Source organism: Streptomyces sp. BF23-19 (assembly GCF_041106355.1).
GTDB classification, from domain to species: Bacteria; Actinomycetota; Actinomycetes; order Streptomycetales; family Streptomycetaceae; genus Streptomyces; species Streptomyces virginiae_A.
Window position 1 is genome coordinate 15,112 of record NZ_JBGBPT010000035.1, and the last position, 16,516, is coordinate 31,627.

At 69.9% G+C, this 16,516-nt stretch carries 20 protein-coding genes; 16 read left to right on the forward strand and 4 right to left on the reverse strand.

Going from position 1 to position 16,516, the window contains the following annotated elements; all coding sequences use genetic code 11:
* Positions 1-51 precede the first annotated feature (51 nt).
* The 8 genes from hemL to AB8A24_RS20670 all read left to right on the forward strand — a co-directional run bounded on the left by hemL (position 52) and on the right by AB8A24_RS20670 (position 8,176).
* Positions 52-1,374, forward strand: coding sequence for a glutamate-1-semialdehyde 2,1-aminomutase (gene hemL, locus AB8A24_RS20635; RefSeq protein WP_030722502.1), 1,323 nt, complete (start codon positions 52-54; stop codon positions 1,372-1,374).
* A complete protein-coding gene (locus tag AB8A24_RS20640; RefSeq protein ID WP_369477038.1) occupies positions 1,371-2,069 on the forward strand; it encodes a histidine phosphatase family protein in 699 nt (232 codons plus the stop codon). Before hemL ends, AB8A24_RS20640 begins: the two co-directional genes overlap by 4 nt.
* 252 nt (positions 2,070-2,321) lie before the next feature.
* Complete coding sequence (locus AB8A24_RS20645) at positions 2,322-3,557, forward strand: hypothetical protein (protein WP_369477088.1); 1,236 nt, start codon at positions 2,322-2,324, stop codon at positions 3,555-3,557.
* Positions 3,558-3,647: 90 nt separating this feature from the next.
* Positions 3,648-4,289 (forward strand): TlpA disulfide reductase family protein, encoded by a 642-nt coding sequence (locus AB8A24_RS20650; protein ID WP_328962156.1) that lies wholly within the window; start codon positions 3,648-3,650, stop codon positions 4,287-4,289.
* Positions 4,290-4,359: 70 nt separating this feature from the next.
* Entirely contained in the window at positions 4,360-4,815 is a 456-nt protein-coding gene (locus AB8A24_RS20655) for a cytochrome c biogenesis CcdA family protein (protein WP_369477090.1), read from the forward strand.
* Between the two features lie 13 nt (positions 4,816-4,828).
* Positions 4,829-6,547: a cytochrome c biogenesis protein ResB gene (locus AB8A24_RS20660; RefSeq protein WP_328962155.1), complete on the forward strand. Its 1,719-nt coding sequence runs from the start codon at positions 4,829-4,831 to the stop codon at positions 6,545-6,547.
* A complete protein-coding gene (ccsB, locus tag AB8A24_RS20665) occupies positions 6,544-7,647 on the forward strand; it encodes a c-type cytochrome biogenesis protein CcsB (RefSeq protein ID WP_328962154.1) in 1,104 nt (367 codons plus the stop codon). Before AB8A24_RS20660 ends, ccsB begins: the two co-directional genes overlap by 4 nt.
* A 25-nt stretch (positions 7,648-7,672) precedes the next feature.
* Entirely contained in the window at positions 7,673-8,176 is a 504-nt protein-coding gene (locus AB8A24_RS20670) for an SRPBCC domain-containing protein (protein WP_369477041.1), read from the forward strand.
* Positions 8,177-8,192: 16 nt separating this feature from the next.
* On the opposite strand, the gene AB8A24_RS20675 is transcribed toward AB8A24_RS20670, so the two are convergent.
* A complete protein-coding gene (locus AB8A24_RS20675) occupies positions 8,193-8,657 on the reverse strand; it encodes a MarR family winged helix-turn-helix transcriptional regulator (RefSeq protein ID WP_266483123.1) in 465 nt (154 codons plus the stop codon).
* Positions 8,658-8,754: 97 nt separating this feature from the next.
* Here AB8A24_RS20675 and AB8A24_RS20680 point away from each other — a divergent pair, with 97 nt between their 5' ends.
* Positions 8,755-9,120, forward strand: a complete 366-nt coding sequence (locus AB8A24_RS20680; RefSeq protein WP_266381770.1) for a cupin domain-containing protein — start codon at positions 8,755-8,757, stop codon at positions 9,118-9,120.
* A 22-nt stretch (positions 9,121-9,142) separates the two neighbouring features.
* On the opposite strand, the gene AB8A24_RS20685 is transcribed toward AB8A24_RS20680, so the two are convergent.
* Entirely contained in the window at positions 9,143-9,451 is a 309-nt protein-coding gene (locus AB8A24_RS20685) for a PLD nuclease N-terminal domain-containing protein (RefSeq protein WP_328962151.1), read from the reverse strand.
* 91 nt (positions 9,452-9,542) lie between these two features.
* Between AB8A24_RS20685 and AB8A24_RS20690 the strand changes: the two genes are divergently transcribed.
* Genes AB8A24_RS20690 through mqnP form a run of 3 tightly spaced genes read left to right on the forward strand, consistent with a single transcriptional unit; the run spans position 9,543 to position 12,408 of the window.
* The gene (locus AB8A24_RS20690; protein WP_328962150.1) at positions 9,543-11,000 is read left to right on the forward strand and encodes a menaquinone biosynthesis decarboxylase; all 1,458 of its coding nucleotides are present in this window, start codon (positions 9,543-9,545) and stop codon (positions 10,998-11,000) included.
* Positions 10,997-11,488: a hypothetical protein gene (locus AB8A24_RS20695; RefSeq protein WP_369477044.1), complete on the forward strand. Its 492-nt coding sequence runs from the start codon at positions 10,997-10,999 to the stop codon at positions 11,486-11,488. Before AB8A24_RS20690 ends, AB8A24_RS20695 begins: the two co-directional genes overlap by 4 nt.
* Positions 11,485-12,408: a menaquinone biosynthesis prenyltransferase MqnP gene (mqnP, locus tag AB8A24_RS20700; RefSeq protein WP_328962148.1), complete on the forward strand. Its 924-nt coding sequence runs from the start codon at positions 11,485-11,487 to the stop codon at positions 12,406-12,408. Before AB8A24_RS20695 ends, mqnP begins: the two co-directional genes overlap by 4 nt.
* 20 nt (positions 12,409-12,428) lie before the next feature.
* On the opposite strand, the gene AB8A24_RS20705 is transcribed toward mqnP, so the two are convergent.
* The gene (locus AB8A24_RS20705; protein ID WP_328962147.1) at positions 12,429-13,025 is read right to left on the reverse strand and encodes a rhomboid family intramembrane serine protease; all 597 of its coding nucleotides are present in this window, start codon (positions 13,023-13,025) and stop codon (positions 12,429-12,431) included.
* A gap of 86 nt (positions 13,026-13,111) precedes the next feature.
* On the opposite strand from AB8A24_RS20705, the gene AB8A24_RS20710 reads away from it, so the two are divergent.
* Complete coding sequence (locus tag AB8A24_RS20710) at positions 13,112-13,801, forward strand: UbiX family flavin prenyltransferase (RefSeq protein ID WP_266381748.1); 690 nt, start codon at positions 13,112-13,114, stop codon at positions 13,799-13,801.
* On the opposite strand, the gene AB8A24_RS20715 is transcribed toward AB8A24_RS20710, so the two are convergent.
* Positions 13,798-13,935 carry a hypothetical protein gene (locus tag AB8A24_RS20715; RefSeq protein ID WP_189733807.1) on the reverse strand — a complete coding sequence of 46 codons (138 nt, stop codon included), beginning with the start codon at positions 13,933-13,935 and terminating at the stop codon, positions 13,798-13,800. The genes AB8A24_RS20710 and AB8A24_RS20715 overlap by 4 nt on opposite strands.
* A 122-nt stretch (positions 13,936-14,057) precedes the next feature.
* Here AB8A24_RS20715 and AB8A24_RS20720 point away from each other — a divergent pair, with 122 nt between their 5' ends.
* The 3 genes from AB8A24_RS20720 to AB8A24_RS20730 all read left to right on the forward strand — a co-directional run bounded on the left by AB8A24_RS20720 (position 14,058) and on the right by AB8A24_RS20730 (position 16,414).
* A complete protein-coding gene (locus tag AB8A24_RS20720) occupies positions 14,058-14,513 on the forward strand; it encodes an Lrp/AsnC family transcriptional regulator (protein ID WP_030710106.1) in 456 nt (151 codons plus the stop codon).
* Between the two features lie 64 nt (positions 14,514-14,577).
* The gene (mqnE, locus tag AB8A24_RS20725; RefSeq protein ID WP_328962146.1) at positions 14,578-15,741 is read left to right on the forward strand and encodes an aminofutalosine synthase MqnE; all 1,164 of its coding nucleotides are present in this window, start codon (positions 14,578-14,580) and stop codon (positions 15,739-15,741) included.
* A gap of 148 nt (positions 15,742-15,889) precedes the next feature.
* Positions 15,890-16,414: an N-acetyltransferase family protein gene (locus tag AB8A24_RS20730; RefSeq protein WP_369477046.1), complete on the forward strand. Its 525-nt coding sequence runs from the start codon at positions 15,890-15,892 to the stop codon at positions 16,412-16,414.
* Positions 16,415-16,516: the final 102 nt, after the last annotated feature.

A 16,516-nucleotide genomic window follows, 5' to 3' on the forward strand; every position in this document is an offset into this window, starting at 1 on the left:
CGGCGACGCGGTGAAACGCCCGTCCGCAAGTCTGTCGCGGCCTCTGAGACCATGGCTGGTGTGAGCTACCCGTACCCGTATGAAGCCCCAGTTTCGCAGACGCTCTTCGAGCGCGCCTCCCTCGTGACCCCCGGCGGCGTGAACTCTCCCGTGCGCGCCTTCCGCGCCGTGGGCGGTACGCCCCGGTTCATGGTGTCCGGGACCGGTCCGTACCTCACCGACGCCGACGGTCGTGAGTACGTCGACCTCGTGTGCTCGTGGGGACCGATGATCCTCGGCCATTCGCACCCCGAGGTGATCGAGGCCGTCCAGGCGGCCGTCGCCCGCGGTACCTCTTTCGGTACGCCCGGTGAGGGAGAGGTGGCGCTCGCCGAGGAGATCGTCGCGCGCATCGAACCCGTGGAGCAGGTCCGCCTGGTCTCCTCCGGCACCGAGGCGACCATGTCGGCGATCCGGCTGGCCCGCGGCTTCACCGGTCGCGCCAAGGTCGTGAAGTTCGCCGGCTGCTACCACGGTCACGTGGACGCGCTGCTGGCCGCCGCCGGTTCCGGTTTGGCGACTTTCGCGCTTCCGGACACCCCCGGTGTGACGGGCGCGCAGGCCGGCGACACGATCGTCCTCCCCTACAACGACCTCGAAGCGGTCCGGGCGGCCTTCGCCGCGCACCCCGGTGAGATCGCCTGCGTGATCACCGAGGCCGCGCCCGGCAACATGGGTGTGGTGACCCCCGCCGACGGCTTCAACCAGGGGCTCGCGGACCTGTGCCGGGAGAACGGCGCGCTCTACATCTCCGACGAGGTCATGACCGGCTTCCGGACCTCCCGCGCCGGCTGGTACGGCGTCGACGGGGTCGAGCCGGACCTGATGACCTTCGGCAAGGTCATGGGTGGTGGCTTCCCCGCCGCGGCCTTCGGCGGCCGCGCCGATGTCATGGGCCACCTGGCCCCCGCCGGTCCCGTCTACCAGGCCGGCACGCTCTCCGGTAACCCGATCGCGACCGCCGCCGGTCTCGCGCAGCTGCGCCTGCTCGACGCGGCCGCGTACGAGAAGGTCGACGCGGTCTCGAAGGAGATCCAGGGCCTGGTCACCGGCGCGCTCACCAAGGAGGGCGTGGCGCACCGGCTGCAGACCGCGTCCAACATGTTCTCCGTCTTCTTCACCGAGGACGAGGTGCGCAACTACGACGACGCCAAGAAGCAGGAGAGCTTCCGCTTCAACGGGTTCTTCCACTCGATGCTGGCGCAGGGCGTGTACCTGCCGCCGTCCGCCTTCGAGTCCTGGTTCGTCTCCACCGCCCACGACGAGAAGGCGATCGAGCGCATCGCGGCGGCACTGCCGGCCGCCGCCCGAGCCGCCGCGGAGGCCACCGCATGAGCAGCAGCGCCACGCCCGCCACCCCCGAGCTCACCGTCGTGCACCTGGTGCGCCACGGCGAGGTGCACAACCCCGACGGGGTGCTCTACGGGCGCCGTGACGGCTATCACCTGTCCGAGCTGGGCCGGCAGATGGCGGACCGGGTCGCGGACCACCTCAAGGGTCGGGACATCGCCTACGTGGTGTCCTCCCCGCTGGAGCGGGCGCAGGAGACGGCGGAGCCGGTCGCCAAGGTCCACGGCCTGGACCTGGCGACCGACGCGCGCCTGCTGGAGGCGGAGAACGTCTTCGAGGGCAAGACCTTCGGGGTCGGCGACGGCGCGCTGCGCAAGCCCGGCAACTGGAAGCACCTGACGAATCCGTTCAAGCCGTCGTGGGGCGAGCCCTACGTCGAGCAGGTGGTCCGGATGATGAGCGCGCTGGAGGCGGCGCGCGACGCGGCCCGCGGCCGGGAGGCGGTGGCGGTCAGCCACCAGCTGCCGATCTGGATCGTGCGCAGCTTCGCGGAGAAGCGCCGGCTGTGGCACGACCCGCGGCGCCGGCAGTGCACGCTGGCCTCGATGACCTCGTTCACCTTCCAGGGCGACAAGCTGGTGTCGGTGGGGTACAGCGAGCCGGCCCGGGATCTGGTGCCGGCTCATCTGCTGGCCGGGGCCAAGCCGGTGAAGGGCGCGTCCAAGGCGTTCGGCGCCTGACCCCTGTTCGATCCGGGCCTGATCCGTGCCCGGTCCGTGCCCGGTCCGTGCCCGATCTGTGCCCGATCGGGGCGCGGCCGGGCTGATCGGGTCTTGATCGGCCGACTGTTACAGGCCGTTACGGTTCTGCCCAACTAAAGACAAGTCGCGCGGGAATCACCGTGTCAGCTCGCATGTCCGATCTGATTGTCCGTTTATATGGACTTCGGGTCGGTATGGGTGGTCGACAGTGGGGACGGTGACATGCGCGACATCAGGGGAGTCAGTCGGAGGGGGCTGCTGGGACTGGGACTTGGTGCGGCCGCCGCGATGGGAATCGCGGGCTGCGGCTCATCGGACACGTCCGGTCCCGGCTCTCCCGGACCCGTCAGGAACCCGAAGAACCCGAAGCCCGGCGAGAAGCCGGCGGCCAGGCCGATCGGTGACGGCTCCACCGCCGACACCGGCCCGCAGCCGAACCAACCGGACGCGCCCGTGCCGCTCCAGCCGGGCGAGACCCCGCCGCAGTTCGTCGTCTTCAGCTGGGACGGCGCGGGGGAGATCGGCAACGGTCTCTTCCCGCGCTTCCTCAAGCTCGCCAAGGACCACGGCGCGGCCATGACCTTCTTCCTCTCCGGCGTCTATCTGCTGCCCGAGTCGAAGCGGCACCTCTACCGGCCGCCGAACAACCCCGTCGGGGCCTCGGACATCGGCTACCTCAAGGACGAGAACGTCCGCTCCACCCTCACGCACGTCCGCCAGGCCTGGCTGGACGGGCACGAGATAGGGACCCACTTCAACGGCCACTTCTGCGCCGGATCCGGCTCGGTCGGCAGGTGGACGCCGGAGGACTGGCAGAGCGAGATCGAGCAGGCCGTGTCGTTCGTCACCAACTGGCGCACGAACACCGGATTCACCGATCTCGAACCCCTGCCCTTCGACTACGCCAAGGAGCTGAAGGGCGCCCGCACCCCCTGCCTGCTCGGCCGGGACAGCCTCCTGCCGACGGCTCAGCGGCTGGGCTGGCGCTACGACTCCAGCTCGCCCGGCGGCCTCCAGGTCTGGCCGGTGCGCAGGTCCGGAATCTGGGACCTGCCACTGCAGTCGCTGCCGTTCCCCGGCCACTCCTTCGAGGTCCTCTCGATGGACTACAACATCCTCGCCAACCAGTCGAAGAACACCACCCAGGGCGTCCCCGCCAACTACCCGGGCTGGCGCACCCAGGCGACGGCCACCTACCTGGGTGGCTTCCGGCGGGCCTACGAGACGAACCGCGCCCCCCTGTTCATCGGCAACCACTTCGAGCAGTGGAACGGCGGCATCTACATGGACGCCGTCGAGGAGGCACTCAAGGGCATGGCGGACAAAAGGGATGTAAGGCTCGTGTCCTTCCGGCAGTTCACCGACTGGCTGGAGGTCCAGGACCCCAAGGTGCTCGCCAGGCTCCAGGGCCTCGGCCCGGCCCAGTCACCGGCCGGCGGCTGGAGCGCGTACCTGACCGCCGCCTGACCGGGGCGGCGAAGCATCGCCTGACCAGGGCACGCGCACCGCTCCGGGGGGCGCGGAAGATCGGCGAATTGCTCATGCGAAACTTTTCACATGAGCCTTGTCCGCGCGCGTTTCCGTCGTAGTAGCCGCCGCACGACCGGCGGCCGTGCCACCCTGCTGGCCGTGGCGACCCTGGCCGGTGCCCTCACGCTGTCGGCGTGCGGGGGTTCGGACGGCGGTAAGCCGGTCAGCGGGTCGGGCGGCAACTACGTCACGGGTGCGAGCGGCATCTCCACCGTGTCCCGGGCGGAGCGCACCGAGGCCCCCAAGCTCGACGGCGAGACCGTCCGCGACGAGACCCTCGACACCACCACGCTCAAGGGCAAGGTCGTGGTGCTCAACGTGTGGGGCTCCTGGTGCCCGCCGTGCCGCAACGAGGCCAAGTACTTCGCGACGGTCTCCAAGGAGTACGCCGACGCCGGCAAGGACGTCGCCTTCGTCGGGATCAACACGCGCGACAACAGCAAACAGAGCGCGATCTCCTTCGAGGAGAACTACGGGATCACCTACCCGAGCCTCTACGACCCCGCCGGGAAGCTGATGCTCCGCTTCCCCAAGGGCACGCTCAACCCGAACGCCATCCCCTCCACGATCGTCCTCGACAAGGACGGCAGGATCGCCGCCCGCACCCTGGCCCCGATCAACGACGAGCAGCTGCGGTCGATGATCGAGCCGATCCTCGCGGAGAAGTGACCACGTGGTCGCGTACGTCCTCGCCGCCGAGGCCACCGGCGTGAACACGACGGTCCTCAACGGAGCGCTGATGCTGGCGCTCCCGGTCTCGCTGCTCGCCGGCCTGGTCTCCTTCTTCTCGCCCTGCGTGCTCCCGCTGGTCCCCGGCTACCTGTCCTACGTGACCGGCGTCAGCGGCGCCGACCTGGCCGAGGCCCGGCGCGGGCGGATGCTGGCCGGTGCGCTCCTGTTCATCGCCGGTTTCACGGCCGTCACCACGCTCTCCCTCGACCAGGCCAGCGCCGGTCGGGGCGCACTGCTGACCGTCGCCTACTGCCTCGGACTCGGCCTGCCGTTCATCCTCACCGCGATCGCCTTCCGCAAGGCGCTCGGTGCGTTCGGCTGGGTGAAGAAGCACTATGCATGGGTGATGCGCATCGGCGGAGGCATGCTGATCCTGACCGGTCTGCTGCTCGTCACAGGAATGTGGGCCAGCATCGTCAGCGACATGCAGAGCTGGACCCAAAGCTTCACGGTGGGGATCTGAGGACTAAAGGCACATGAGTACGACAGACAAAGCGACCACCGAGACGCCCGACGAGGCCTCGCCCGCGTCCGCCGCGGCGGACTCCGCCGACGCCGCCGCCGGTGCCCAGCTCTCCACCGCCCCGCTGGACGACAGCCCCACCGGGCCGGCCGTCGGCATCGGTGTGATCGGCTGGGCCCGCTGGTTCTGGCGGCAGCTCACCTCCATGCGGGTGGCGCTGATCCTGCTCTTCCTGCTGTCCCTGGGCGCCATCCCCGGCTCCCTCGTCCCGCAGAACAACGTCGACGCCCTGAAGGTCGTCGACTGGAAGCGGGAGCACTCCTCCTGGGTCGGCGTCGCCGAGAAGCTCCAGCTCTTCGACGTCTACAGCTCGGTGTGGTTCTCCGCGATCTACCTGCTGCTGTTCATCTCGCTCATCGGCTGCATCGTGCCGCGCTCCTGGCAGTTCGTCGGCCAGCTTCGCGGCCGCCCGCCGGCCGCGCCGCGACGCCTCGACAGGCTGCCCGCCCACACCACCTGGCGCACCGGGAAGACCCCGGACGAGGTCCTCGCGCACGCGCGCACGGTGCTCCGCGGCAGCCGCTTCCGCACCGAGGCCGGCGAGGACCACGTGGCGGCGGAGAAGGGCTACCTCCGCGAGGCCGGGAACCTGATCTTCCACGTCGCGCTGATCGTGATGCTGGTGGCCTTCGCCTGGGGCCAGTACTTCAAGTCCGAGGGCGGCAAGCTGGTCCTGCGCGGCACCGGCTTCTCGAACACGCTCACCCAGTACGACGACTTCAAGTCCGGCACCCTCTTCGACCCGGACGACCTGCCGCCCTTCAGCTTCACGCTGGACCGGTTCGACGCGACGTACGAGATGACCGGCCCGCAGCGGGGCACCCCGCGCGACTTCAAGGCGTACGTCACCTTCTCGGACGGCGCCCACGGCACGCCGCAGAAGCGCGAGATCCAGGTCAACAAGCCCCTGGAGGTGGACGGCTCCAAGGTCTACCTGCTCGGCCACGGCTACGCGCCGATCGTCTCGGTGACCGACCCCACCGGCAAGGTGATCTTCAAGGACGCCGTGCCGGTGCTCCCGCAGGACGCCAACCTCACCTCCACCGGAGCCGTCAAGGTCACCGACGGTTACAAGGACAAGGACGGCAAGAAGGAGCAGCTCGGCTTCAACGCCGTCTTCGTGCCCAGCTTCGCCGGCGAGGGCATGGGCACGATGTTCTCGCAGTTCCCCGCCCTCCTGAACCCGCAGCTCATGCTCAACGCCTGGCACGGCAGCCTCGGCGTGGACTCGGGTCTGCCGCAGAACGTCTACCGGCTCACCACCACCAAGATGGAGCCCTTCAAGGACGAGTCGGGCCAGCAGTTCAAGCAGAAGCTGGCGCCCGGAGACACGATGACCCTCCCGAACGGGGCGGGCACCGTGAAGTTCGAGGGCATCGAGCGGTGGGCCACCTTCTCCGTCACCCACCAGCCCGGCAGCGGCCTCGCCCTCGCGGGTGCGATCGCCGCCATCGCGGGCCTGGCCGGATCGCTGTTCATCCAGCGCCGCCGGATCTGGGTCCGCGCGGTGACCGGCAAGGACGGCGTGACCGTCGTCGAGATGGCGGGCCTGGGCCGCAGCGAGTCCACCAAGCTCCCGCAGGAGCTGGCGGAGCTCGCCGCCCAGCTGCACCAGCAGGCGCCCACGGCGCCTGATCCTGTTGAAGAAACCCCTGAAGGAGAGCGCGGATGACGCCGCTCGCAGCCGCAGCCAACGAGAACCTGGCTGAGATCAGCAACTACCTGATCTATTCGTCGATGGCGGTCTACATGCTCGCCTTCTTCGCGCACATCGCCGAGTGGACCTTCGGCAGCCGCAGCAAGGTGGGCCGGACGGCCGCCGCGCTGACCGGCGCCAAGGAGGCCGCGGCGGCCGGAGCGACCGCGTCCGCCCCCGCCGTGCAGGTCCGCGGCAAGGGCGGGGCCACCGCCGTCCTCGACCAGCCCAAGGTCACCACCCGCTCCGCGACCGGCGCCCGCGACGTCCCGGACGGCCCCGGCGCCGCCGGCGGCACCGTGCAGGGCGACCTGTACGGGCGGATCGCGATCTCGCTGACCGCGCTCGCCTTCCTCGTCGAGGCGGCCGGGGTGGTCGCCCGCGCCCTGTCGGTGCAGCGGGCCCCCTGGGGCAACATGTACGAGTTCTCGATCACCTTCTCCACGGTGGCCGTCGGCGCGTACCTGGTGCTGCTCGCCCTGAAGAAGAACGTCCGCTGGCTCGGCCTGATCCTGGTCACCACCGTGCTGCTGGACCTCGGTATCGCCGTCACCTGGCTCTACACCGACAGCGACCAGCTGGTCCCGGCCCTGCACTCGTACTGGCTGTGGATCCACGTCTCCACCGCGATCTTCTGCGGCGCCGTCTTCTACATCGGCGCGGCGGGCGCGGTCCTCTACCTCTTCCGCGACTCCTACGAGAGCCAGCTGGAGGCCGGCCGCACGCCGGGCAGGTTCCGCAGCTCGGTCCTGGAGCGGCTGCCCTCCGCGGCCTCCCTCGACAAGTTCTCGTACCGCATCAACGCGGCCGTCTTCCCGCTGTGGACCTTCACGATCATCGCGGGCGCGATCTGGGCCGGCGACGCCTGGGGCCGCTACTGGGGCTGGGACCCCAAGGAGGTCTGGTCCTTCGTCACCTGGGTGGCCTACGCCTGCTACCTGCACGCCCGTGCCACCGCCGGCTGGAAGGGCCGCAAGGCCGCGTACCTCGCGCTCTTCGCCTTCGCCTGCTGGATCTGGAACTACTACGGCGTGAACATCCTGCTCAGCGGCAAGCACTCGTACGCGGGCGTCTGACCGGCGGGAGTGGGACGCTGGTGGCATGACTCTCGTGAGCCATGCCACCAGCGAGCAGCGGGGCGAGGACCACTGGCTGCTCCGCTTCGAGCTGCACCTGCCGCACGCCTACGCCGCCCTGTGGCCCGCCCTGACCACGCCGGACGGGCTGCGCGGCTGGCTGGCCGCGGCGGACGTCCTGGAGCGCCGGCTCGGCGGGGCGATCACGCTGCGTTGGCTGAACACCGGGACCGTGGCGACCGGGCGGGTCACCGCCTGGGACGTGGAGCGGGTCGCGGAGTACACGGTCACCGAACACGGGCGGATCCGCTTCCACCTGGAGCCCGTCGGCACCGATTCGACCGTGATCCGGTTCGTGAACGAGCGGCGCGGTCCGGAGGAGGAGCGCCTGGACTGCCTGGCCGGCTGGCACGAGCACTTCGAGCTGCTGGACTCCGCCCTGGCCGGCCGACCGGCGGACTGGCCCGCCTGGACGGACGCCCGCCGGTCGACGCTGCGCGAGGCCTACGCCTCCCTCGCCCGGGCGTAGGCCCTTCCCGTCCCTCTCACCACACCGGGCGCAGCGGCGGCAGCGGCCCCTCCCCGTGGAAGGTGCGCACGACCTCCCCGAGCCCCGCGCGCAGGGCGGTGAGATCGGTGCCGCGGCCCAGTTCGGCCTCCAGCTCGTGCAGGATCCGGCCCGCGACGGCGAGGTGGTCGCGGGCCGCGGCGGTGAGCACGACCAGCTTGCGGCGGCCGCCCTCGGGATGCGGCTCGCGGCGGACGTAGCCGCGCTTCTCCAGGTCGTCGACGATCTGCCCGGCGGCCTGTTTGGTCACCCCGAGCCGCTCGGCGAGCTCGGTGGCGGTGGCGCCGGCGCCTTGGAGGGCCTGGAAGGCCATGCCGTGCACCGGCCGCAGGTCCGGGTATCCGGCCTCGGCGACGCGCCGGGTGAACTCCCCCAGCAGCGCCTGGAAGCCCAGGCCGAGCAGGAACAGCAGCTCGACGCCCTCGTTCTCGTCTCTCTTCACACAAATATGGTGACACAGCTGGGTCAAGCTGCTTTACTCACTCGAAGTAAAGGAGCTTTACTCGCATGTCATCGGAAGACGAGGTCCTGCCTTGCACGTGATCAGCCCTGCCCCCGAGAACGTCACCGCCACCCCCAACGCCACCATGACCGGCTTCGCCGCCCCCAGCCGCGGCAGCGCCGAGCTCAGCAGCTGGCAGGTGGTCATGCCCGCCGGCAGCACCGGCCCCGAACACTCCGTCAGCCGCGAGCAGGTGTGGACCCTGACCGCCGGCACCCTGGAGGTCACCTGCGACGGCCGCACCGAGAAGGTCACCGCCGGCCGCACCCTCGTCCTGCCCGCGGACGTGCTGCGCCGCATCCACTCCGCCGAGACCTTCGAGGCCTACGTCGTGATGCGCGCGGACGGCGTGGTCACGGTCCCCGGGGAGGAGGGCACCCGCGTACTGCCCTGGGCCCGGTAGGGGACCTGGATCCCGGTCCGGCCTAGTCCTTGTCCTTGTCCTTGTCCTTGTCCTTCTTCTCCTGCTCGTCGCGCAGCGACTTCAGGAACTCCGGGTTGTCGTCGGGCGCCACCCACTGCGTCCGGCGCGCCCGGCCACCGCCGCCCGAGGCCACCCGGTCCTTGCCCGCGAACAGCCACACGACCGGCCCCACGATGGAGAAGAGCAGGATGATGATCACCCAGACCACCTTGGGGAGGTGCTTGACCTCCGCCTCCGGCGTGTTCAGGCAATCGATGAAGGCGTAGATGGTCAGCGCGAGGATCAGCAGGAACGGCAGATAGCGCAGCACGGTGTGGGACCGACTCCCAGTCAGTGACGGGGGGCCCGCGTCAGGGCCCCGGTGACGCCTCCAGGGTAGTTGGTGACGGATACTGACCCCTATGGCTTACGACGATCTCCGCTCGCTGCTCCGGGCCCTGGAGCGGGAGGGCGACCTCAAGCGCATCAAGGCCGAAGTCGACCCGTACCTGGAGGTCGGGGAGATCGTCGACAGAGTGAACAAGGCGGGGGGCCCGGCGCTCCTCTTCGAGAACGTCAAGGGCTCGGCGATGCCGCTGGCCATGAACGTCTTCGGCACCGACCGCCGCCTCCTGAAGGCCCTCGGCCTCAAGTCGTACGGCGAGATCAGCGAGAAGATCGGCGGCCTGCTGAAGCCGGAACTCCCGCAGGGCTTCATCGGGGTCCGCGAGGCCTTCGGCAAGCTCGGCTCGATGGTTCACGTGCCGCCGAAGAAGGTGAAGGGCGATTCCGCGCCCGTCCAGGAGGTCGTCCTCACCGGCGACGACGTCGACCTCGACCAGCTCCCGGCCCTCTTCACCTGGCCCAAGGACGGCGGGTCCTTCTTCAACCTCGGCCTGACCCACACCAAGCACCCCGAGACCGGCGTGCGCAACCTCGGCCTCTACCGGCTCCAGCGCCACGACAAGCGCACCATCGGCATGCACTGGCAGATCCACAAGGACAGCCGCAACCACTACGCCGTCGCCGCGGCGAAGGGCGAACGGCTGCCGGTCGCGATCGCCTTCGGTTGCCCGCCCGCCGTGACGTACGCGTCCACCGCGCCGCTGCCGGGCGACATCGACGAGTACCTCTTCGCCGGCTTCGTCGCGGGCAAGCGGATCGAGATGGTCGACTGCAAGACGGTCCCGCTCCAGGTCCCGGCCAACGCGGAGGTCGTGATCGAGGGCTGGCTGGAGCCCGGGGAGATGCTCCCGGAGGGTCCCTTCGGTGACCACACCGGCTTCTACACCCCGCAGGAGCCCTTCCCGGCCCTGAAGATCGACTGCGTGACGATGCGCAGGCGTCCGCTCATCCAGTCGATCGTCGTCGGCCGCCCGCCGACCGAGGACGGCCCGCTCGGCCGCGCGACGGAGCGGTTCTTCCTGCCCCTGCTCAAGATCATCGTGCCGGACATCGTGGACTACCACCTCCCGGAATCGGGCGGCTTCCACAACTGCGCGATCGTCTCGATCGACAAGAAGTACCCGAAGCACGCGCAGAAGGTCATGCACGCCATCTGGGGCGCGCACATGATGTCGCTGACCAAGCTGATCATCGTGGTCGACAAGGACTGCGACGTCCACGACCTGCACGAGGTCTCCTGGCGGGCGCTGGGCAACACCGACTACTCCCGCGACCTCACCGTCGTCGAAGGACCGGTGGACCACCTGGACCACGCCTCGTACCAGCAGTTCTGGGGCGGCAAGGCCGGTATCGACGCCACCAAGAAACTGCCCGAGGAGGGCTACACCCGCGACGGCGGCTGGCCCGACATGGTCGAGTCCGACCCGGCCACCGCCGCCCTCGTGGACCGCCGCTGGAAGGAGTACGGACTGTGAGCCCGATCGCTGCGGGCGGCCCCGCCCTGTTCCTGGGCGACGACACGCCCTGCGTGGCACTGGTACGCCCCGAACTCGACGTGAACGACCCGGGGCTGCGCCTCGCGGCCGAGCAGGCCGGGGTCACCCCCGAGGAGTTCGCCGGGGAGTCCGGCGTCTGGCAGGTCATGGCCGACCGTACGGACGGCGAGGGGCGGACCTTCGAGCTGCCCGAGCTCACCGACGACGAGGCCGCGGTCTTCGCGGACGAGCTGCTGTACGCGCTGGCCGGCGCGGGCGACGCAGAACTCGAACTGGCCGACGGCATCATCGTCCTCTCCGTCACCCGCGCCGGTGACGACCGCGTCTCCCTGAGCGCCCGGGTCGTACCGCCGGCCGACTCCGAGGAGCCGGGGTCGCCGACCGGACCGCTCGACGTGGAGCTCGGCACGCTGGCGGTCGCGGAGGTCCGCGAGCACGTCGTCGAGTTCCACCGGAGCGTCGCATGACATCGGCAGCCGAAGGGGTCATCGGTCCCGGGCCCGCCGCGCCGCAGGTCGGGAAGGTCAAGGCCTTTCTGAGACTCGTGCTGATCGAGCACTCGGTCTTCGCGCTGCCCTTCGCCTACATCGCGGCGTTCACCGCGATGTTCCAGCTCGACCGGAGCGTCCACTGGGGCGTCCTGCTGCTCGTCACCATCTGCATGGTGGGACTGCGGACCTTCGCGATGGCCGCCAACCGCATCATCGACCGCGAGATCGACGCCCGTAACCCGCGCACGGCCGGCCGTGAGCTGGTCACCGGCGCGGTCTCGGTCCGCGCGGCCTGGACCGGCGCCGGGATCGCGCTCCTGGTCTTCCTCGGCTCGGCGGCACTGCTGAACCCGCTGTGCCTGGCGCTCGCGCCGGTCGCCGTGATCCCGATGGTGGTCTACCCGTACGGCAAGCGGTTCACGAACTTCCCGCACGCCATCCTGGGCCTGGCCCAGGCCATGGGCCCGGTCGGGGCCTGGCTCGCGGTCACCGGCGAGTGGTCCTGGGACGCGGTGATCCTGGGCCTGGCGGTGGGCGTGTGGATCGGCGGCTTCGACCTGATCTTCGGCTGCCAGGACGTGGCCGCCGACCGCGCGGAGGGCGTCAAGTCCGTCCCGGCCCGCTTCGGCGTCCCGGCCGCCCTCTGGGGCGCCCGCGGCGCGCACGTCGTGACCACGGTCCTGCTGGCCTGGTACGCGCTGGCCACGGACGCGGGCGTGCTGTTCTGGATCGGCCTGGCGATCGTCGTCGCCGCCTTCCTCTACGAGCACACGATCGTGAAGCCGCACGACCTGTCCCGTCTGAACCGGGCCTTCTTCACGGTCAACGGCTTCATCGGGATCGCCCTGTTCGTGTGCGCCCTGGCCGACCTGGCCGTACGGGGCCTGGCCCTCTAGGCGGCCGGGCGGCCGGGCGGCTAGGCGGCGTCCGGCGCGCGGCGCGGGAAGGCGAAGGCCGCCGCGGCGCCCGCCAGGAGGCCGAAGAGGTGGCCCTGCCAGCTGACGCCCGAGTCCGTCGGCAGGATGCCGAGGAAGATCGTGCCGCCCCAGACGGCGGCGATCACCACCGCCACCACCACGCCCAGCGGCCGCCGTTCCACGAAGCCGCGGACCAGCAGGTAGCCGAAGAGGCCGAAGATCAGGCCCGAGGCGCCCGCCGTGATGCTGTACGACGGGGAGACCAGCCAGACGCCGAGCCCGTCCACCACGGTCACCGCGACGCAGACGGCGAGGAAGCGGCGGATGCCGCTGAGGGCGGCGACGAAGCCGAGGACCAGCAGCGGGACGCTGTTGGACGCCAGATGGTCGAAGCCGAAGTGGAGGAAGGGCGCGAGCGGTATCCCCCTGAGCCCGTCCGGCTCACGGGCGATGATCCCGTACCCGTCCAGGGCGTGTCCGGTGACCAGGTCCACCAGCTCGATCAGCCACAACAGGGCCACCCAGCCGACCATCAGCTTCCCGGCCGCCTTGGCCCGGTCGAGCTGTGTCCAGCCCGCATCCACCGTCGTGCTCATCTTCTCCCCCTCACCGCGTCCCGTCACAGGAACGTCCCGACACCTTACTGAGTGCCCATCGTCGGTGGCCGGATAGTCTCGGAGGTATGACTGAGCGCAAGCGCACCCCGTGGGTGGTCGGGGTTTCCGGGGCATCCGGGACGCCGTACGCGGCGGCGGTGCTCCGCGGGCTGCTGGCCGCGGGGGAGAGTGTCGACCTGGTGGTGAGCCGCGCCTCGCGCCTCACCCTGCTGGACGAGACCGGGATCGCCTTCCGTGACGCGCACTGGCGCGAGGACCTGGCGCAGTGGCTGGGGCGCGGGGCCGACGGGAAGCCCGAGACCTTCGCGCGCCCTGAGCTGGACGACGTCCGGTACTGGGGTGCGGGGGACCTGGCGGCGGGCCCGAGTTCGGGCTCGTACCCGGTCAAGGGGATGCTCATCGTCCCCGCGTCCACGGCCTGTGTGGCGGGGGTGGCGCTCGGACTGTCGAAGGACCTGCTCCAGCGCGTGGCGAGCGTGACGCTCAAGGAGCGGCGCCGGCTGGTGGTCGCGGTGCGGGAGACCCCGCTGAACGGTCAGACGCTGCGGCATCTGGTGGCGCTGGACGAGGCGGGCGCGATCGTGCTGCCCGCCTCTCCGGCGTTCTACACGGGGGCGACGCACATCCAGGATCTGGTGGACTTCGTCGCCGGGCGGGTGCTGGACGCGGCAGGGGTGCCGCACCAGCTGTACCGCCGTTGGGAGGGGGAGCTCGGAAGCTCCCGTACTCCCCGGGAGGCAAGCGCCGGTGACTAGGCCTTCTTCTTACGGCCGAGCGGCTTGCGGGCCTTGTCGACGCGGTGGGCCGCGGCGGGCTGGTGGGCACGGGATCGGTTGGCCAGCTCCTGGAGCTCCCGCATGTGTGCGTAGGCCATCTCGATCGTGAACACGGTGAACCACTCCTGAAGATCGTCATTGATCAGCTGAAAGATTTCACAGGGTGTTGACCCTGTGTGCCTTAGATTCTATACCTAGACTTGCAGGATCGCCGAATAATGGAAGGCTCCACGTAATGGACACGGTGGACAGGCAGCTCATCCAGGCACTCCGGGAAAACGGTCGTGCCTCGTACGCGGAGCTGGGCCGTCTCGTGGGCCTCTCCGGCCCCAGCGTCACCGACCGCATCAACCGGCTCGAGACGGCCGGGGTCATCACCGGCTACCGCGCGACGGTGGACTCGCGTTCCCTCGGCCTCGGCGTCACGGCGCTGATCGGACTCTCGATGTCCGACGCCGCCGACCACGAGGACGTGGCCCGGCGGCTGCGCGACCTCAACGAGATCGAGGACTGCTGGTTCATCGCCGGCGACGACTCCTTCATGCTCAAGGTGCGCGCCAACGACGTGGACGGCCTGGAGAAGATCATCCGCAGGCTCTCCGGCACCAAGGGCGTCTCGCGCACCCGCACCACCATCGTGCTCTCCACGAAGTGGGAGAACCGGGTCGGGGAGCTGCCCGAGGAAGCCTGAGAGTACGGTTGGGCAGGGTTTGCAGGACAGGCAGACAGAGGCATCTAGAGGAGGCGACCGGTACATGGACGCTGGGCTGAAGCGTGAGCTGGAGGAGAAGGTCCGCTCCGGCGAGCGGCTGACCCGTGAGGACGGCATCGCCCTCTACGAGTCGGACGACCTGGCCTGGCTCGGTGGCCTCGCCCACGAGGTGCGCATGCGCAAGAACGGTGACGTCGTCCACTTCAACGTCAACCGGCACCTCAACATGACGAACGTGTGCACCGCCTCGTGTGCCTACTGCTCGTTCCAGCGCAAGCCGGGCGAGAAGGACGCGTACACGATGCGCATCGAGGAGGCCGTGCGCCTGGCCAAGGCCATGGAGAACGACAACCTCACCGAGCTGCACATCGTCAACGGTCTGCACCCGAACCTGCCGTGGCGCTACTACCCGCGCTCGCTCTCCGAGCTGAAGAAGGCGCTGCCGAACGTCTCGCTGAAGGCGTTCACGGCGACCGAGATCCACCACTTCGAGACGATCTCGGGGATGTCGGCCTCCGACATCCTCGACGAACTGATCGAGGCCGGCCTGGAGTCGCTCACCGGTGGCGGCGCGGAGATCTTCGACTGGGAGGTCCGCCAGCACATCGTCGACCACCGCACCCACTGGGAGGACTGGTCGCGCATCCACCGGCTCGCGCACGAGAAGGGTCTCAAGACCCCCTCGACCATGCTGTACGGGCACATCGAGGAGCCGCGCCACCGCGTGGACCACGTGCTGCGGCTGCGCGAGCTCCAGGACGAGACCGGCGGTTTCCAGGTCTTCATCCCGCTGCGCTACCAGCACGACTTCGTGGACATGCAGGACGGCAAGGTGCGCAACAAGCTCCAGGCGCGTACGACGATGGCGACCGGCGCCGAGGCGCTGAAGACCTTCGCCGTCTCGCGACTGCTCTTCGACAACGTGCCGCACGTCAAGGTCTTCTGGGTGATGCACGGTGTGCAGACCGCCCAGCTCGCGCTGCAGCACGGCGCGGACGACATGGACGGCTCGGTCGTCGAGTACAAGATCACGCACGACGCGGACAACTACGGCACCCCGAACAAGCTGGGTCGTGACGATCTGCTGGAGCTGATCCGGGAAGCGGGCTTCCGCCCGGTCGAGCGCAACACGCGCTACGAGATCATCCGCGAGTACCCCGGTCCGGACGCGGGCCTGCGCGAGACCCCGCAGGCGATGCGCGTCTGACGCGTCGATCCCGGTTCGAGCCGCCGGAAGCCCCGGTCCCCCGTGGACCGGGGCTTCCGGCGTTCCGCGTCGCGGCGGGCCGTACGGCTGGGGTGCGGAGTGCCCCGTGTCCGTTGCCCCGCCTTCCAGTAATGACTACTCTTCATCTGTGACCCTTACTTTCACCTTCGATCCGGTCGTCGATCCCGCCCTGCGTGAGGGCCTCGTCGATCTGTGGACGGATGCCTCCAACGCCGGCGGAGCCATCGGCTTCGTACCGCCCGTCACCCGCGATGACGTCCGGCCCGAGCTGATCAAGCACCTCGTCGCGCTGATCGAGGGCCGGCGCCGCCTGGTCGTGGGACGCGACCGGGACGGCCGGATCGGGGCGGCGGCGTTCCTCGCGTTCAACACGCACCGGCTGCAGCGGCACTGGATCTGGGTCTACACGGTCATGGTCCACCCCGACCTCCAGGGCCGGGGCGACGGCCGCGCGCTGATGGACGCCGTCGCCGATGCCGCGCGCACGCTCGACGGCGTCGACGCCATCCGCCTCGCCTGCCGCGGCGGTCTCGGCCTGGAGCACTTCTACGCCTCCTGCGGCTACAAGGAGGTCGGCCGCGTCCCCGGAGCCATCCGCGTGGCCCCCGGCGACGACCGCGACGACATCACGATGCTGCTGCCGCTGCACTGACGTGCGCCGGCGCCCGCCGCCGCACCCCGGAGGGCGGTGATGGGTCCCCGGCGTGCTTCACTGGACGGGCACCAGCCGCAGACCACGACGAGAGAGAAGGGG

Excerpts from the sequence above, each read along its gene's own strand:
- hemL (WP_030722502.1), top strand. The coding sequence starts at position 52 with ATGGCTGGTGTGAGCTACCCGTACCCGTATGAAGCCCCAGTTTCGCAG.
- AB8A24_RS20640 (WP_369477038.1), top strand. The coding sequence starts at position 1,371 with ATGAGCAGCAGCGCCACGCCCGCCACCCCCGAGCTCACCGTCGTGCAC.
- AB8A24_RS20650 (WP_328962156.1), top strand. The coding sequence starts at position 3,648 with ATGAGCCTTGTCCGCGCGCGTTTCCGTCGTAGTAGCCGCCGCACGACC.
- AB8A24_RS20655 (WP_369477090.1), top strand. The coding sequence starts at position 4,360 with ATGCTGGCGCTCCCGGTCTCGCTGCTCGCCGGCCTGGTCTCCTTCTTC.
- AB8A24_RS20660 (WP_328962155.1), top strand. The coding sequence starts at position 4,829 with ATGAGTACGACAGACAAAGCGACCACCGAGACGCCCGACGAGGCCTCG.
- ccsB (WP_328962154.1), top strand. The coding sequence starts at position 6,544 with ATGACGCCGCTCGCAGCCGCAGCCAACGAGAACCTGGCTGAGATCAGC.
- AB8A24_RS20670 (WP_369477041.1), top strand. The coding sequence starts at position 7,673 with ATGACTCTCGTGAGCCATGCCACCAGCGAGCAGCGGGGCGAGGACCAC.
- AB8A24_RS20690 (WP_328962150.1), top strand. The coding sequence starts at position 9,543 with ATGGCTTACGACGATCTCCGCTCGCTGCTCCGGGCCCTGGAGCGGGAG.
- mqnP (WP_328962148.1), top strand. The coding sequence starts at position 11,485 with ATGACATCGGCAGCCGAAGGGGTCATCGGTCCCGGGCCCGCCGCGCCG.
- AB8A24_RS20705 (WP_328962147.1), bottom strand. The coding sequence starts at position 13,025 with ATGAGCACGACGGTGGATGCGGGCTGGACACAGCTCGACCGGGCCAAG.
- AB8A24_RS20710 (WP_266381748.1), top strand. The coding sequence starts at position 13,112 with ATGACTGAGCGCAAGCGCACCCCGTGGGTGGTCGGGGTTTCCGGGGCA.
- AB8A24_RS20720 (WP_030710106.1), top strand. The coding sequence starts at position 14,058 with ATGGACACGGTGGACAGGCAGCTCATCCAGGCACTCCGGGAAAACGGT.
- mqnE (WP_328962146.1), top strand. The coding sequence starts at position 14,578 with ATGGACGCTGGGCTGAAGCGTGAGCTGGAGGAGAAGGTCCGCTCCGGC.